The organism is Cryobacterium roopkundense, assembly GCF_014200405.1.
Classification (GTDB): domain Bacteria; phylum Actinomycetota; class Actinomycetes; order Actinomycetales; family Microbacteriaceae; genus Cryobacterium; species Cryobacterium roopkundense.
Genome location: NZ_JACHBQ010000001.1, coordinates 466,561 through 482,742 on the forward strand (window position 1 = coordinate 466,561; position 16,182 = coordinate 482,742).

Annotated in this window: 14 protein-coding genes; 10 read left to right on the forward strand and 4 right to left on the reverse strand. The window is 63.2% G+C overall.

The window, feature by feature from the left end:
• The first annotated feature begins 1 nt into the window (after position 1).
• Positions 2-715 carry an RES domain-containing protein gene (locus BJ997_RS02260; protein ID WP_035838251.1) on the forward strand — a complete coding sequence of 238 codons (714 nt, stop codon included), beginning with the start codon at positions 2-4 and terminating at the stop codon, positions 713-715.
• Between the two features lie 64 nt (positions 716-779).
• On the opposite strand, the gene BJ997_RS02265 is transcribed toward BJ997_RS02260, so the two are convergent.
• Complete coding sequence (locus BJ997_RS02265) at positions 780-1,082, reverse strand: AtuA-related protein (RefSeq protein WP_035838253.1); 303 nt, start codon at positions 1,080-1,082, stop codon at positions 780-782.
• Positions 1,079-1,567, reverse strand: coding sequence for an acyclic terpene utilization AtuA family protein (locus tag BJ997_RS02270; protein ID WP_084141488.1), 489 nt, complete (start codon positions 1,565-1,567; stop codon positions 1,079-1,081). Before BJ997_RS02270 ends, BJ997_RS02265 begins: the two co-directional genes overlap by 4 nt.
• Positions 1,568-1,655: 88 nt before the next feature.
• Here BJ997_RS02270 and BJ997_RS02275 point away from each other — a divergent pair, with 88 nt between their 5' ends.
• The 8 genes from BJ997_RS02275 to BJ997_RS02310 all read left to right on the forward strand — a co-directional run bounded on the left by BJ997_RS02275 (position 1,656) and on the right by BJ997_RS02310 (position 14,013).
• Positions 1,656-2,117 (forward strand): hypothetical protein, encoded by a 462-nt coding sequence (locus BJ997_RS02275; RefSeq protein ID WP_035838255.1) that lies wholly within the window; start codon positions 1,656-1,658, stop codon positions 2,115-2,117.
• A complete protein-coding gene (locus BJ997_RS02280) occupies positions 2,114-4,438 on the forward strand; it encodes a UvrD-helicase domain-containing protein (protein ID WP_152602294.1) in 2,325 nt (774 codons plus the stop codon). The genes BJ997_RS02275 and BJ997_RS02280 overlap by 4 nt, the downstream gene beginning before the upstream one ends.
• A 212-nt stretch (positions 4,439-4,650) precedes the next feature.
• A complete protein-coding gene (locus BJ997_RS02285) occupies positions 4,651-5,028 on the forward strand; it encodes an NUDIX domain-containing protein (protein ID WP_084141493.1) in 378 nt (125 codons plus the stop codon).
• On the forward strand, positions 5,025-7,871 hold the full coding sequence (locus BJ997_RS02290; protein ID WP_338080916.1) for a DEAD/DEAH box helicase: 2,847 nt from the start codon (positions 5,025-5,027) through the stop codon (positions 7,869-7,871). The genes BJ997_RS02285 and BJ997_RS02290 overlap by 4 nt, the downstream gene beginning before the upstream one ends.
• Positions 7,872-7,986: 115 nt before the next feature.
• Positions 7,987-9,381, forward strand: coding sequence for an IS1380 family transposase (locus tag BJ997_RS02295; RefSeq protein WP_035841044.1), 1,395 nt, complete (start codon positions 7,987-7,989; stop codon positions 9,379-9,381).
• Positions 9,382-9,713: 332 nt separating this feature from the next.
• Positions 9,714-10,949 carry an exonuclease domain-containing protein gene (locus BJ997_RS02300; protein WP_035840245.1) on the forward strand — a complete coding sequence of 412 codons (1,236 nt, stop codon included), beginning with the start codon at positions 9,714-9,716 and terminating at the stop codon, positions 10,947-10,949.
• Positions 10,950-11,229: 280 nt separating this feature from the next.
• Positions 11,230-13,407 carry an elongation factor G-like protein EF-G2 gene (locus BJ997_RS02305; RefSeq protein ID WP_035840255.1) on the forward strand — a complete coding sequence of 726 codons (2,178 nt, stop codon included), beginning with the start codon at positions 11,230-11,232 and terminating at the stop codon, positions 13,405-13,407.
• Positions 13,408-13,422: 15 nt separating this feature from the next.
• Positions 13,423-14,013, forward strand: coding sequence for a dihydrofolate reductase family protein (locus BJ997_RS02310; RefSeq protein WP_035840251.1), 591 nt, complete (start codon positions 13,423-13,425; stop codon positions 14,011-14,013).
• A gap of 38 nt (positions 14,014-14,051) precedes the next feature.
• On the opposite strand, the gene BJ997_RS02315 is transcribed toward BJ997_RS02310, so the two are convergent.
• Positions 14,052-14,366, reverse strand: a complete 315-nt coding sequence (locus BJ997_RS02315) for a type II toxin-antitoxin system PemK/MazF family toxin (protein WP_035840252.1) — start codon at positions 14,364-14,366, stop codon at positions 14,052-14,054.
• On the reverse strand, positions 14,356-14,586 hold the full coding sequence (locus BJ997_RS02320) for a hypothetical protein (protein ID WP_035840253.1): 231 nt from the start codon (positions 14,584-14,586) through the stop codon (positions 14,356-14,358). Before BJ997_RS02320 ends, BJ997_RS02315 begins: the two co-directional genes overlap by 11 nt.
• A 300-nt stretch (positions 14,587-14,886) precedes the next feature.
• Here BJ997_RS02320 and BJ997_RS02325 point away from each other — a divergent pair, with 300 nt between their 5' ends.
• Positions 14,887-15,972: a ThuA domain-containing protein gene (locus BJ997_RS02325; protein ID WP_052542751.1), complete on the forward strand. Its 1,086-nt coding sequence runs from the start codon at positions 14,887-14,889 to the stop codon at positions 15,970-15,972.
• Positions 15,973-16,182 lie beyond the last annotated feature (210 nt).

Here is a 16,182-nt window from a genome sequence, read left to right on the forward strand (position 1 = left end):
CGTGCCTGGAGCCGGTCTCGTCCTCAGCATCGACCCGGGAACGGTCTGGCGGGTGGGATTCCGTCCTGACCCGTGGGCCTGGAGTGACTGGAAGCACGCAACGGACGAGGGGCGCTTCAATGGGCGGTGGGATGACGTCGCCGGTCAGTTCCGAACCGTCTACGCCGGGGAATCACTCTTCGCTTGCCTGATGGAGCTCCTAGCCAAGTTCCGGCGCGACACCCATCTGGTCGATGCTCTCGAGCAAATCGAGGAAGACCCGGCAGACACCATCGAATTCCCTGCTCGTGAACCGTCCGCGGTGAGCTACCGCTGGCTCGAGGATCGGTGCGCGTCGACCGCGACTTTGCAGGGCACGTTCTGTGTAGCAACTTCCGCAGACACGCTCGCAGTGCTCTGGCCGCTGTTCATCGACACGGCGCGTAGATTGGGATCCTCAGATCTCGATGCAGCGGCTCTGAAGGACTCGGGCCCACGCGATCTCACCCGCACAATCGCGAATTGGCTCTACCAGCAGACCCAACCAGTGATCGACGGCGTCGAGTTCGCTTCCCGGCATGGCGATGACCTCAGGCTCTGGGCACTCTTCGAACGACCGTCGACGGACTCAGAAATTTCGCCACTGCTCACCGAGATCATCTCGATGGCCTTGTCCGCTGAGACTCCGGAACTCATCGCAGCGTTTGAGGCCCTCGGCTTGAGCTGGACCGAGTAGGAGCAGCAAGCGGCCTCCGCACTTGGTCACTTCACCCTGGTAGTGGGGCACTGAACGCCTGCGCCTAAACCTCCAGGCTCAGCAGGTGGTAACTGAGGGTCTTGCCGTGGCCGTCGAGGGACGGCGAGCCGGTGACGCCGCCGCCGAGCACGCCGGGCAGCTCGAACACGAAGCCGGGCAGCTGGGGCAGGGCCGTGCGGCGCGCCAAACCGGTCACCAGGGCACCGAAGTGCGCAGACACCACTTCGCCGGTCAGCTGCGACAGTAGATACGAATATGCCTCGTCGTCGCGAGGGAGTACCGCGAGGATCAGCGTGGAGCCCTTGTCGCCGGTACGCACGTCCGCCAGCAGGTCGAGCGCGGTCATGACGATACCTCCAGCAGGTGCACGTCGGTCGACACCAGGGCGCGGGGGATCAGGCACGACCGAATCGACAGCACCTCGGCGACCGAGCGGCGGGCGCCGCCGCCGGCCGCGGGGCCGTTCGTGTAGAGGGCCTCGACTTCCCAGCCCACGGCATCCGCTGCCTCGGCGTTGGCGGCGCGGGCGGTGACGCGTAGGCGCACCTCGTGGGCGTCGCGGGAGTCGAGGCCGCGGAAGGCGGCGCCGGCGCCGATGAATTCCACGAAGACGTTCTCGGCGGCGAGGCCGTGCACCTCGCGCAGCCGCTCGGCCACGATCTCCCCAGCGAGTTCGGCGCGCTGCAACGCACGCGGGCCGGCGTAGCTGATTTGCCCCTCGCCGAGCCAGCCGCCGCTGAAGCCGAGTGTCACCTTCAGTTCGTCGGGGCGGATGCCGCCCGTCGCGCCCGCGACAGCCACCCGGTCGGCGCCCACCTGGGTGAACGACACTCCGGTGAAGTTGCTGAGGCGGTTCGAACGTCACAGTGGTTCCCGTCTGCGAAAGCAAGTAGATTCAAACCAGGATCGGGGGATCACTATGGCACGTGGTGTCAAAGACGCGGAACCGATAGAGCCGCAGCACAAGCCTGACGCGACGCGGGGGAGCAAGACCTGGCAGCCATCCGCGCTGGGGAAGAGATTCACCGACTCCGGTGAATGGATGTTCGCTCTCGAGGGCATCCACGCACAACTCAGCCGCGACGGTCAAACCCTGCGACTCCCCATCGGGTCATGCGGCGGGCTGACAGTCACCCGAGGCGTGATCTGGTCGACCGTCGAGCTCGAGCATCCCGACGGGCCATTCCTCTTACGAGGCCTCCCGAACCACCGCGCATCCGTCCTTGCGCGGTGTTTCACGGCGGCGCGGATCACTGCGCAGGAAACCCAGCGAATTCTTGACCTAACCGCCGAATTCGATCGGGCCGCCAATCAGGCGCGCCTGTTCACCGAGGCTTTGGCCATCGCGATCGCGGTGCAGCTCAGAACCAGCGGCTGGTGACGACGGAATTCTCGGCGCACTGGGTCGCCAGGAAGGCAGCAGTGGGCTTCGGCACCCTGCTCGATAATCCAGATCTCGAGCAGCACATCGCAGGCCTCTCGGCAGTCATGCGCGAGGCCATCAGAATGTGGCGGGACGACCTGCCGGCGTTCATCGCAGCGCAGAACGAAAGTCACTACGACAGCGAGCTCGAAGCCTGTGGGGCCTTCTTTCAGAACGTGGAATCCTCCCCGCTTACGCCTGAGCAAACCCGCGCTGTGGTGTGCTTTGACAACAGGATGTTGGTGGTCGCCTCGGCCGGTTCCGGCAAGACCTCGACTATGGTCGCCAAGGCTGGGTTCGCACTCCACCGCAACCTGGTCATGCCGGAGAAAATACTGATGCTGGCCTTCAACAATGCGGCAGCCAAAGAGTTGGGAGCACGCACGCAGAAACGTTTGGCGCCCTTGGGACTTGACGCGGACCGCGTTGTCGCGAAAACGTTCCATGCCTTGGGCCTTGAGATCATTGGAAAGGCCACGGGCCGCAAACCAACGCTGGCGCCTTGGCTAGATGGCGGGGGAGACCTCGCCCAGTTGGGGCGAATCGTGGATGTTCTCCGCGCGACCAACCCGCCCTTTCGCATTCACTGGGACTTCTTCCGGGCAGTGCTCGCTCGGGACTATCCCGACCCTGATGCGGAGCCCGTTACCGCCGCCAAAGCGCCTGCCTTCCGCACCGCCCAAGGTGAGCTGGTCAGGAGCACGGGCGAACGGATGATCGCCGACTGGCTGTACTTCAACGGTGTCGAGTATGTCTACGAACGCGAGTACGAGGTCGACACCGCCGATTCAGAGCACCGGCAGTACCATCCGGACTTCTACTACCCGCAGATAGACGCGTACCACGAACACTGGGCGGTCGATGAGAATGGGCAGGCTCCAGAGGAGTTCGTCGGGTACCTCGAGGGCATGCAGTGGAAGCGGGAAACACATCGCCACCACGGCACCACACTCCTGGAAACGACAATGGCTGAGTTGTGGAGTGGAGAAGGGCTCAGTCACCTGGCGAAGGAGCTGACCGAGCGCGGCATCCATTTGCGGGCGAACCCCGAGCGGCTGCTCGCCGGCCAATCACCCACAGATTACGGCCGGCTGCTTCAGACGTTTCGGTCCTTTCTCACACACGCCAAGAGCAATTGCTTGAGTGACGAGGCTCTACGAGAACGCCTTGAGGAGCAAACACACGGCCAGGTGAGATTCCGTGATGCGGCGTTCCTGCGGCTGTTCGCCCCAATTCGACGCGCATGGGACGAGAAGTTGGCCACGGAGGGTTGCATCGACTTCGAAGACATGCTGAATCTGTCGGCCGAGCACCTGGAAGCCGGCGACTGGGAGAGTCCGTATGAGTTGGTGATGGTGGACGAGTTCCAGGACGCCAGCAATGCAAGGGCGAGGCTCGCTCGAGCGCTCGTCGCCAAGCCTGGCCGTCACCTGTTCGCGGTCGGTGACGACTGGCAAAGCATCAACCGGTTTGCTGGTGCTGACGTGTCGGTGATGACCGGCTTCGAGGACTTGTTTGGGCCCAGCGAGGTGATGCGACTGGAGCGCACGTTCCGGTTTCCTCAGTCGGTAGCGGATGTGTCCAGCCATTTCGTGCTGCAGAACCCTAGTCAGCTGGTCAAGCGGGTCGTGTCCTCCGCTGCGGAATTCCCGCCGACGATCGGGGCAGTATCCGTCGACACGGATGAAGCCGTCAAAAAGGCCATTCATCACCGCCTGAAAGCACTGCATGCCCAGATCGCCAGGGGGACGATTCCCCGGGCTGTGGGTCTCAGGATCACAGTTTTTGTTCTGGGACGATACCGCCATCAGATCGATTGCCTGCCGGACTGCCGCGACCTCTCGGATCTTCTCGACGTGACGTTTATGACGATCCACGCATCGAAAGGCGCCGAAGCCGATTACATCGTGATTCCGGGCATGGTCTCGGGTAAGTGGGGCTTTCCGAGCACCATCCCGAATGACCCGGTGCTGCGCATAGCGATGCCTGTCGCCGAGGACTTCAGCCGGGCCGAGGAACGCAGGCTCTTCTACGTGGCCCTGACACGAGCTCGGCGTGGCGTGCTGCTGGTCACCGTCAAGAACAGGGAATCTCCGTTCCTGATGGAATTGATTCGTGACCACGGCATCGTGCGCACCAACGCCATCGGCGAGGCCCTCGAATCGATCGTCTGCCCGAGGTGCGGCCGTGCGTTCATGGTCGAGCGCACGGGCAAACGCGGTCCGTTCCTGGGTTGCTGTGGATATCCGCGGTGCAAGGGCACAGCCGTGGTGACCTGATGGAGCCGACGCCGGGCTCAGCGCGCCGGAATTTGGTTCGGTTGCTGGCCGGGCCGCACCCAGCCACACCCGCGTAACCGTGTGTCTCCCACATCATCATTCGGACATGTTGACGAGGCGAGCACCGGTCGGTTGGCGCTGGCTATGCTGGATTTAGGGATGGACAGCTGAGCAACGGAGTGCAACTTTTGACAAAGAAGAGAATAGACGTCGTGGGTGCTGTCCTCACGAGGGGGCAGACAATTCTCGCGGCACGGCGGGGATTGACCATGTCGCTGCCTGGCATGTGGGAGTTTCCCGGGGGCAAGATTGAGCCCGACGAGTCGCCGGAGCAAGCCCTAATCCGTGAACTTGAAGAAGAGCTGCTCTGCTCGGCAGAGATCGGCGAGCACGTCCAAACCACAGAGCACGAGTACGATTTCGGCATCGTGATTCTGACTACTTACTACTGCTCTCTTACGGGTGCAGAACCCCGACTGACCGAGCACTCGGAGATTCGGTGGGTTGAGGCCGCCGAGCTTGACCAGCTCGATTGGGCTCCGGCCGATATTCCTGCGGTGGAGCGAGTCATGAAGGACTTTCGGGTGTGAGCGCGGCTATTCGTCAACTGACGATTGACACCACCTTTGGTTTTCTGGACGCCCAGGTCAAGGCCGACCAGGTTTTCCACCCCATGCTCGTCTCAAATTCTGACGGCAACACTATGCTCCGAGCGATTCGTGATGAGCTCAAGCGCTCGAAGCACTTCGTGTTCTCCGTCGCATTCATTACGCCAAGTGCGATAGCGATGCTCAAACAGGCGATCCTCGATTTTCAAGGATCCGGAACAATTATCACTTCCACATATTTGGGATTCAATGCGCCTGGCGCGTTTCGTGAGCTCCTCAACCTCGACGGCATTCGCGTGTTCGTGCATCCCGACTCTGCTGCCGGATTTCATGCCAAGGGTTACATCTTTGAGCAGGAGGCAACCACCACGGCGATTGTGGGCAGCTCAAATCTGACCGAACGCGCCTTGCTCCAGAACCACGAATGGAATCTGCGCTTTTCGGCACTTCCTGACGGCGACATCGTGCAGCAGCTCAACCGCGCTGCCAGGGTGCATATTGAAGCCTCGGTAGAACTCACGGAGGAGTGGATTGACCAGTATGAGCTGACTTGGTCGGCGCGGGTCCGGCAGGCTCCGTTGGGAGGCAATCCAATTGAGGAGTCCGTCGACCTGCCGCCAAGCGGAGAGATCCTGCCCAACGCCATGCAGATCGAGGCACTCGCAGAGATTGCGGCTTTACGGGACTCGGGTGAGACCCGGGGAGTGGTGATTTCCGCAACGGGTACTGGAAAGACCATTCTCTCGGCGCTCGACGTGCGCACGTCTGCCCCGAAACGAATGTTGTTCATCGTGCACCGCGAGCAGATTCTTGACCGCGCGATCTGTGAGTTCAAGCGCGTATTAGGAGCCCGGGACAGCGATTTTGGCAAATTCGTGGGGGCGAAACACGAGATCGATCGTCGCTATGTGTTCGCCTCGATTCAGTCCCTCTCCCGGCCAGAGAATCTTGCTGCGATTGAGCCCGATGCCTTCGACTACGTTCTGATCGACGAAGTGCACCGAGCAGGTGCTGAGAGCTATCGCAGGGTCATCGATCACCTGGAGCCCGCGTTCCTACTGGGGATGACCGCGACGCCCGAGCGCACCGACGATTTCAACGTGTTCGAGCTGTTTCACTACAACGTTCCGTACGAGATCCGTCTGCAGAAGGCTCTGGAAGCGGACATGCTGGCACCGTTTCACTACTACGGCGTCACCGACTTCGAGATGGACAACGGCGAAGTTATCGATGAACTAGCGGATCTCCGCAGGCTGGTCGCCTCTGAGCGTGTTGACCATCTCGTTTCTACAATCGAAAGATATGGCCATGTCGGAGTGCCAGTTCGTGGACTGATCTTCTGCAGCAAGAACGCTGAGGCGGCAGAGCTCTCCGTGCTTCTGAACCTCCGCAAGGTTCATGGGAAACAGCTGCGAACGCGTGCTCTGAGCGGTAACGACCCGGTCGACGAACGCGAACTGGCTGTGCAGATGCTGGAGCGCGGCGAACTGGACTACATAGCGACCGTCGACATCTTCAATGAAGGGATTGACATCCCCTCGGTCAACCAGGTGATCATGCTTCGGCAGACGCTCTCCAGCATCGTATTCACGCAGCAGCTCGGGCGAGGGCTGCGCAAGGCGGCGGGCAAAGATCATCTGGTCGTGATCGACTTCATTGGCAACTACGACAACAATTACCTGATTCCGATCGCTTTGTTCGGTGACAGCAGCCTGAACAAGGATTCGATTCGGAAGAAGATAATCGATGCGCAGGAGGCCGGTGCGATAGCGGGGCTCTCAAGCGTCAACTTTGACGCAATCTCGAGAGAGAGAATTTTCGCATCCCTCGCAACCACAACTCTCGACAGCATGACGAACCTCAAGAAGGCCTTCGTCGAACTGCAAAACCGACTGGGTCGCGCTCCGTTGTTGCTCGACTTCGCCCGCCTCGAGCTCGTCGATCCCACCGTAATAGCCACAAAGCAAAGGAACTACTGGCGGTTTCTCCACAAGGTAAAAGCGATCGACGAGCCGGCGGGAGCCTACGAAGACTCAGTCTTAACGTTCCTCTCCGAGGAACTGCTCAATGGCAAGCGACCGCATGAGCTCCTGCTTCTCACAGAACTTCTCTCGCGGCCTGGCGCACTAGACGTTGAGGACTTCAGAGAAATTCTCGAGGCGAGCGGCCTGGCAGCCGAACCCAAGACCCTCGCTTCTGTGCTGGCCATACTGAACCTGTCATTCTTCAAAAAAGCCGAAATGGACAAGTACGGTGCCGCTCCTCTGGTCACCCTTCATGACGGCGCGTACGCCTTGGGCGAGAAGTTTTTGACGGCCTGGAACAAAGAGCCAGTCTTTCAGGACCACGTGCGAGATGTCCTCGCGTCAGGGCTGTATCTTGCCCGACACCGATACAGATGGAGCGGCGAACTTGAGGTGGGTCAACGCTATTCCCGCAAGGACGTTTGCCGGCTGCTCAATTGGAAGTCGAATGAGCAAAGCACGATGTACGGATACAAGGTTGATTTTATTTCGAATAGTTGTCCCATATTTGTGACCTACCACAAAGGGGCAGACGTGTCGGAAAGTACGAAGTATCCAGACGAGTTTCTTAACCCGTCGACGTTGACGTGGTATTCCAAACCTCAGCGCACCCTGGCCAGTCCCGACGTGAAAGCGATTGTCGAAAACCGGCTGCCTCTCCATGTTTTTGCGAAGAAGGATGACGCAGAGGGTACCGACTTCTATTACATGGGCAGAGCCACATCCCAGGACGCTCAGCAAACAAAAATCTCCGGCGGCTGCGGGAAGTCACTGGATATTGTCACGATGACCTTAGCCTGAATCCACCGGTCGACCTCAGATTCTGACGGCGCGTTAAACCGAGAATACCCCTCTGATCAGCTAAAATAGTTGTTACTTAGACAAACTATTCAACGATCAAGGAGGCATCTCGTAGATGCAACTTTCTCACACTCACCGGTCCTTTTCTGCATCCTTCGACGACCCCAATCTCGTGTCGTCGGCCGGACTGGTGCCCACGATGGCTCTGGCCGAGAAAACAGGCCTCGGCGCGCTGGTCGATGAGTGGGTGAAACTGCCCGGTTACTTCGGCGCGAATGCCGGCCTGAAAGCGCTGGCACTGGTCGCAGGAATGCTCACCGGCGCCGACTCCATCGACGATATGGCCGTGCTCCGGCACGGCGCTCTCCGGAAATTGTTCACCGGAACCTATGCGCCCTCGACCCTGGGATCGTTCCTGCGCGCGTTCGCTTTTGGCCATGTCCGCCAGCTCGACGCCGCCGCGTCCCGGTGGCTGCAGAACCTCGGCGCCGTCACGCCGATCGTGACCGGTATCGACGACCTCGCCCTGGTCGATATTGACGACACCATCAGGGAAGTGCACGGATATAAGAAGCAAGGCGCCGGGTTTGGCTACTCCGGTGTTCGCGGCCTCAACGCCCTGCTCGCCATCGTCAGCACCGGATCGGCCGCTCCGATCATCGTCAGCTCCCGGCTACGCAAAGGCCCCACCAACTCCGCCCGCGGCGCAAAGAAATTCGTCTCCGACACCCTCGCGACCGTGAAACGACTGCGCAGCCCAACCGCAAAAGGAATGCTTCTCCTCCGAGCCGACAGCGCCTACTACGTCAGCGCCGTCATCCAAGCTGCCCTCCGTGCCGGGGCGATGGTTTCGATCACGGCACGCCTGAATTCATTGGTGAAAGCGGGTATCAGCACCATCCCCGATACCGCGTGGACCCCGATCAAATACACCAATGCGATCTTCGACGACGCCACCGGGCGGTGGATCTCCGACGCGGAAGTCGCCGAAATCCCCTTCACCGCGTTCGGCTCCAAGAAGAAGAGCGAACAAATCCCTGGACGCCTCGTCGTGCGCCGCATCCCGGAACTGAACAAGACCGTCGCCGCCGGGCAAGGCACCCTTTTCGACCTGTTCCGCTTTCACGCGTTCTTCACCACCAGCACCCTGAACACCGTTGACGCCGACAAAACCCACCGCCACCATGCGATCATCGAAAATTTGAACGCCGACATGAAAGCGTCGGCGATGGCGCACTTCCCGTCCGGCGTATTCACGGCCAACGCCGCCTGGCTGGTGCTGGCCTGCATCACGTTCAATCTCACCCGCGCCGCCGGCACCCTCGCCAATCCCGCCCTCGGAAAAGCCGTCACCGCGACCGTTCGCCGCAAACTCATCAACGTCGCCGCCAGAGTATCCACGTCGGCACGACGCGTCACATTGCACCTGCCCGAAAGCTGGCCCTGGGAAGAAGGCTGGTCGGCGCTGTTCACCAGCGTTTGCAACCCGCCCGGCCGCGCCGCCACCTAACCATCGAGCCCGACCGGGCGCAACCAGGAACCCCAGTGGAACACCCAGGCATCAAGGCCCACAGCTCGACCGAGCCCAAAACCCCGAAAAAGGATCGCGCCCAAATCAAGAATTCATCAGAGGCCAACCGGTGGATTCAGGCTTAGACCTCGCGAGCCCAATTGAAACCAGCCTCTACGAATACTTTGCGACCCGAGCTTTGGGGGGTCTAATTCCGACGCCGCAAGCAATGGAGTGAAACCCGCGTTGAGGTGCCCTGACGCCCACGAAGCGCGGCCCGGTCTACCCCATGGCTACAGTGTGAGGATCACGCCCTTCAGCACAGGAGCCCCGTGCCCGCATCCGGATTCGCCGTCATCGACTTCGAGACCACTGGTCTCTTTCCGGGCGGTCACGACCGTGTCATCGAAGTCGCCGTGGTGCACGTCACTGCCGAAGGCCAAATCGAGGGCCAACGGGAAACACTCATCAATCCGGGCAGAGACCTCGGACGCCAGGACATTCACCGTGTGCGTGCCGCGGACGTAATGAACGCGCCGACCTTCGCCGAGGTTGCGCCGCGACTCGTCTCTCTGCTCAGCGGCCGGGTCATCGTCGCCCACAACGCCGGCTTCGATACGCGCTTCCTCATGGCCGAACTTGCCCGCGCCAACTATCCCGTTGCCGACCCGGTGGTTAGCCTCTGCACCATGCAACTGGCCCGCGACTTGCTCTCGGGGACCGGTCGTTCACTGGCCGACTGTTGTGCCGCCTACGACATCGACCTCACCGGCGCCCACCGAGCCTCCGTCGACGCCTACGCGACCGCCCAACTGCTGGCCAGTTACATCGCCAGTGCCGCGAATCCGAGCATCTGGGGCGATTCGCTGGCCCTGGCCGCTGACTACAGCTGGCCAACCATGTCGGCGGCGCCGCGCTCGTGGTACGAACGACCCGATGGTGCGCAGGAACAGACCGCATCGACTTTTCTGGGGCGGATCAGTACTCGGCTGCCCGAAATTACTGGCCCGGCCCAAGACCAGGAATACCTTGCGCTGCTCGATCGATGCCTGATCGACCGGCACCTATCCGCTCATGAAGCCCAGGCCCTCGTGCTGCTTGCCGAAGAGCTTGGCCTCAGCCGTCATCGGTGCGAGGTGCTGCACAGCGAGTACTTCACCGCCCTCGCTCGAATCGCATGGTCCGACAACGTCCTCACCACGGCTGAAATGGCCGACCTTGTCGACGTTGCCAACCTCCTCGATATTCCAGCGGATGCGTTGGACGCTGCACTCGATCAGCCGGCAGCGTCGCTCATAGTCGTGACTACCGCCCATTTCAAACTGCACCTCGGCGATCTCGTGGTGCTCACCGGCGATATGGCTCGGCCTCGAAGCGCCTGGGAATCTGAGCTCCTCAGCCGTGGTTTCGCCCCTCGAAGCGCGGTGACCAAGAAAGTTGCGCTTCTGGTCGCCGCGGATCCGAATTCACTCTCCGGCAAGGCCCGAAAAGCCCGGGACTACGGCATCCCCATCGTTGGTGAGGTCGCCCTCGCCCGTTTGGCGAGCGCGTTTCCGCTGACGCGGTAGCCCGAAGCAATGGGCAATTCCGGCGATGGCGGGGGTCGTGGGATGTCTCGGTCGCTGCACGAGAGTTTCTGTAGCTGGCACTGACGACTGCCTGTGTGCGCGGTGCGAGACGTAGCATCCGTTGTCGGGCTCGAGCTCTCGGTGGAAGTGCGGCGACGGTTGGGCATCCGCTGCTGGATTGGAACCGGCACCACGATCGCCCCTTGCCGCGCGCCGGTTCTGGGTGTCAAATCGGCTACAACAACTCGGGAAGTCGAGACGACCACGGCGGGAGATGCTCATGTCGGGTAAGGGTGCACAGGAAACGCCGAAAGCGTCGGGCCGGGGCGGCGCGGAGCAGCGGCGGGCCTCGGGGTCGGGGGCGCCGGCGGATCGGCCCGAGAAGATCCGCAACGTGGCACTGGTGGGCCGGTCGGGCGCCGGCAAGACCATGCTCGCCGAAGCGCTGCTCGTGGCCACGGGCGTCATCACGCGCATGGGGTCGATCCTCGCCGGCAGCACGGTGAGCGACTCGGACCCGAGCGAGATCCACCAGCAACGATCCGTCACGCTCTCGGTGCTGCCGCTCGTGGTCGCCGACGTAAAGGTGAACCTGCTCGACACCCCGGGCTACGTCGATTTCATCGGCGACGTGCGCGCCGGGCTGCGGGCAGCGGATGCCGCCCTCTTCGTGGTCTCCGCCGTCGACGGCGTCGACGCGGCCACCACAGCCCTGTGGGAGGAATGCGAACGCATCGGCATGCCGCGAGCCGTGGTGATCAGCCGGATCGACCACCCGCGAGCTGACTACGACGCCGTGCTCGCGGCCTGCCAGAACGCGTTCGGCGTGTCGGTGCTGCCGCTGTACGCGCCGGTCCGTGCGGGCGGCGCGATCACGGGGTTGCTCGGCGTGCTGTCGGGCACGGTGTCAGGCTCCCGCGCGGGCGCCGCCGACCCCGCCGTGCGGCCGGCGACCAACGTCGAACGCGACGAGGCCGAATCGGCGCGAGCCGCGCTGATCGAGGGGATCATCGCCGAGAGCGAAGACGAGTCCCTGATGGAGCGCTACCTCGGCGGCGAAGACATCGCCCTCGAGACACTCATCGCCGATCTGGAGGTTGCGGTGGCGCGAGGGTCTTTGTATCCGGTGCTGGCGACATCCGCTGAAACCGGTGTGGGACTGACCGAGGTGTTGGAGCTGCTGACCGGCGCGTTCCCCTCACCGCTGGAACGGGCGCTGCCCACGGTATCCGACCTGAACGGCAAGCCGGCCGGGCCGCTGAGCTGCGACCCCGACGGCCCCCTGGTGGGCGAGGTGGTGCGCACGACCATCGACTCGTTCCTCGGCCGGGTGTGCCTGGTGCGGGTGTTCTCCGGCACGCTTCGGGAGGACTCCATTGTGCACGTGGGCGGCCACGGGCTCACCGACCGGGGCCATCAGGACCACGACAGCGACGAGCGGGTGACGCACCTGCAATCACCGCTGGGGGCCATCCTCCGCCCGGTGCCGTTTGCCGTGGCGGGGGATATCTGCGCGCTCACCCGGCTGACGAGCGCCGAGACCGGCGACACCGTTTCGGACCGAGAGGCGCCCGTGCTCGTGGACGCGTGGCAGATGCCGGAGCCGCTGATGCCGGTGGCCGTGCAGGGCGCAGCGCACAGCGACGAAGACGCGCTCGCCAAGAACCTCGGCAAGGTGGCGGCCGTCGATCCGACGCTGCGCGTGGAGCGCAACGCCGAAACGCACCAGCTCGTGCTGTGGTGCATGGGGGAGGCGCACGCCGAGGTGGTGCTCGACAGGCTGCGCGCCCAGGGCGTGAACGTGCAGACCGTCGACGTGATCACGCCGCTGCGGGAGACCTTCACCGTGGCGGTGTCGGCCCGGGGCCGGTACGTGAAGCAGTCCGGCGGACACGGCCAGTACGGGGTCTGCGAGATCGAGGTGGAACCGCTCGAACGCGGCGCCGGGTTCGAGTTCGTAGACAAGATCGTGGGCGGCGCGGTGCCCAAGCACTACATCGAGTCGGTCGAGAAGGGCGTGCGGGCGCAGATGCAGCGTGGCGTGGCGGCGGGGTTCCCCTTGGTGGACATTCGGGTGACGCTCACGGGCGGCAAGACTCACAGCGTCGATTCATCGGATGCCGCGTTCCAGGCCGCCGGTGCCCTCGCGCTGCGGGAGGCCGCCGCGGTGACCCGCGTCCAGCTGCTGGAACCCGTCTCGGCCGTGCGGATCACGGTGCCCGACGCCCACGTGGGAGCGGTGATGATCGACCTCTCCACCCGGCGGGCCCACGTGACCGGCACCACGTCGGTGAGCGGTGAGCGCACCGAGATCCGGGCCGAGATTCCGGATGCCGAGTTGGTGCGATACGCGATCGAGCTGCGGGCACTGACCGCGGGCAGTGGCCGGTTTAGTCGAAGCTCCCTGAGGTACGATCCGGTACCGGGCAAGGCGTCGTCGACGGCCGTGACCGACTGACGAGGAGCGACTGACATGACAGTTACCTGCGACATCACGGTCTCGAGCGATGGCTTCGCGGCGGGTCCGAATCAGAGCCTGGAGCATCCGCTTGGAGAAGGCGGCGAACGACTGCACCGCTGGATGATGGAGCTCGCCGACGAGAACGCCGCGGAGATCGCGGCCATCGTGGACGCGGGCGCGTTCGTCATGGGCCGCAACATGTTCGGACCGGGCCGCGGCGAATGGGACCACGAGTGGACGGGCTGGTGGGGCGAGGACCCGCCGTACCACGCGCCGGTGTTCGTGCTCACGCACCACCCGCGCGCGCCGCTCGTGATGGAGGGCGGCACGACGTTCACGTTCGTGACCGACGGCATCGAGTCCGCGATGGAGCAGGCGCGTTTGGTCGCGGGGGATCGCACGGTGGCGATAGCTGGTGGGGCCTCCACCGTGCGGCAATACCTGTCAGCCGGGCTGATCGAGGAGCTGCGGCTGCATGTCGCGCCCGTGGTGCTGCGTGCCGGCGAGCCGTTGCTGGAGGGGCTCGACGGCGTGACGCTGGAGCAGGTGAGCTCCGTGGAGCGTGACCTGGTGACCCACGTGACGTACCGGGTGGTGCACTGAGCTCTGGGCGCCACGACCAGCGTAATTTGTGCGGTTCGTTAATCGAGCTCCAGGGCCAGGCGCAGGGCGTCGTCGATACAGTCAAGTTCGTCGCGACTGACATGCCCCACGAGAATGCCGAGGCGCTCCGGCGCGATGGCCGTTGTCTGCTCCACCAGCACCTGAGTGCTTTCGCCGCCGATAGAAATTGTCGGTCGAAAGCTTTGCGGTTGCGCGGAACGTGAGGTCGGCGCGACCAGAAGCGTCGACAGCATTAACTGGTCCGACTGCAGAATGACGGCGAATCGTGCACCGGATTGCTCGTGGCCGCGCGCGCCTTGAGGTGCGCGAAGTCGGTGAATGTCACCACGCACGGAGGTCGTCCATGTCGCGCAGCACAGCGCGACTTTCCGCGACATCCGAGGGGTCGTTCATCAGCGCTGTGGATTCACGCCGCATGAGATCCCGTCGCCGCTGCCGAGCGGCATCGAGAAGTGCCTGCCTGATGGCGGCGGAAACGGTTGCGCCGTCGGCCGTGAGTTCGTCGAGCGCCTGCTGGGTGAGCTCGTCCGTGCGAAAGTTGACGATTGCCATGAAGCAATTGTATGACGAAGCGTAAGACGCGTCCATGACTATCATTTGGCGCGGAGACCGTGGGGATTCCAGGAGTGGTTTCGACGGAACGGGGTGTGTGTCGGCCGGCTTCGCGACGGCAGGGCCAACCCTGCGCCGTCGCCGCGCAGGTGCGCTACTGGTAACTCATTGACGCAATCGCATTGACTTTTGATTTGATTCTCCAATACGCTATCGATCAGGCATATGTCGTTGCGCACAACATATAGCGTAGCGGCCGATAGCAACCACGTCGGGTTGCACTCAATGAGGAGTAGACCTATGAAAACGCATGTTCAACGACTGGTGACCGGAATCTCGGCGGTCGGGCTGATGCTCAGCCTGGGCGCCGTCGCCGCACCGGCAGCCGCCGATGATGACGAGTACAAGGTGCTGGTCGTCGGGGAAACCCTCGGGTTTCGGCACTCGCACATCGATGACACGACGCTCGCGGTCGCCAAGCTGGGCCAGGAAAACGGTTTCACCGTGGACGTGTGGGACTCGCGTCAGCCAACCCTGACCATGGCTTCCACTCCGTTCACGACGGCCGAGGACCTGTCGCAGTACGCGACCATCATCTTTGCCTCACCGGTGGACGCTACGAACAACCTTGACCCGCTCCGTCCGCGGCTCCTCGATGACGCGGAGTTGGGGGCGTTCCAGGGCTACATCCGAGGCGGTGGCGGCTTTGTCGGTCTGCACGCGGCCACGGATTCGATGCACACTGTGCCCTGGTACAGCGAGCTCACTGGAGGCGGCGCCCGCTTCCTCGGCCACCCGGCACAGCAGACGGCCACCCTGCACGTCGAGAGCCCGAATCATCCGTCCACGTCGATGCTGCCGGCCACTTGGGAGCTCTTCGACGAGTGGTACAACTTCACGGCGAACCCCCGTGACGACGTGCACGTGTTGATCACCCTCGACGAGTCAACCTACAACCCGGGCAGCGGCGCGATGGGTGCCGACCACCCCCTCGCGTGGTGCCAGAACTTCGAGGGCGGGCGCTCCTGGTACGAAGGCGCCGGACACGTCGACGCGAACTACTCCGACCCGATGTTCCTCGCCCACATCCTCGGCGGCATCGAATGGACCGCCGGCATGGCGAGCGGCGGCGGCGACTGCGTCACCTTCGGTGAGGTCGACAGGGTGCTCGCGGGAGTGGACGACGGGTCACAGAAGTACAAGAAGCTCTCCGCTCAGCTGGCGTCCTACCTCGACGACGCGGAGATCGCAGCGGATGCCGGCGACCACGCCGGTGCAACGGCCACGCTTCGCAAGGCTCAGGCCAAGGCGCACGGACTTCAGGATGACGTTCTGGTGTCGAAGCTCGGCAACCTCGTCACCTGGCAGGAGGGCTTGCGCTCCTAAGCGCCCTCCCGCCGGTCGACCCTCGCGCCTCGACCCTCCCGCCGGTCGACCCTCGCGCCTCGACCCTCCCGCCGGTCGAGGCGCGAGGTACGAGCGATCGAGGCCACGCGAGACGCTCCTCAGACCCTAGTGCGGTCCGAGGGTCGGGTCGCGGGGTCTCGATCGCTCCTTCGTCGCGCCTCGACCAGCGGAAAAGGTTCTCCTCCACAG

Coding starts and splice junctions, on each gene's coding strand:
- BJ997_RS02265 (WP_035838253.1), bottom strand. CDS start 1,082: ATGACCGCGCTCGACCTGCTGGCGGACGTGCGTACCGGCGACAAGGGC.
- BJ997_RS02275 (WP_035838255.1), top strand. CDS start 1,656: ATGGCACGTGGTGTCAAAGACGCGGAACCGATAGAGCCGCAGCACAAG.
- BJ997_RS02295 (WP_035841044.1), top strand. CDS start 7,987: ATGCAACTTTCTCACACTCACCGGTCCTTTTCTGCATCCTTCGACGAC.
- BJ997_RS02305 (WP_035840255.1), top strand. CDS start 11,230: ATGTCGGGTAAGGGTGCACAGGAAACGCCGAAAGCGTCGGGCCGGGGC.
- BJ997_RS02310 (WP_035840251.1), top strand. CDS start 13,423: ATGACAGTTACCTGCGACATCACGGTCTCGAGCGATGGCTTCGCGGCG.
- BJ997_RS02320 (WP_035840253.1), bottom strand. CDS start 14,586: ATGGCAATCGTCAACTTTCGCACGGACGAGCTCACCCAGCAGGCGCTC.
- BJ997_RS02325 (WP_052542751.1), top strand. CDS start 14,887: ATGAAAACGCATGTTCAACGACTGGTGACCGGAATCTCGGCGGTCGGG.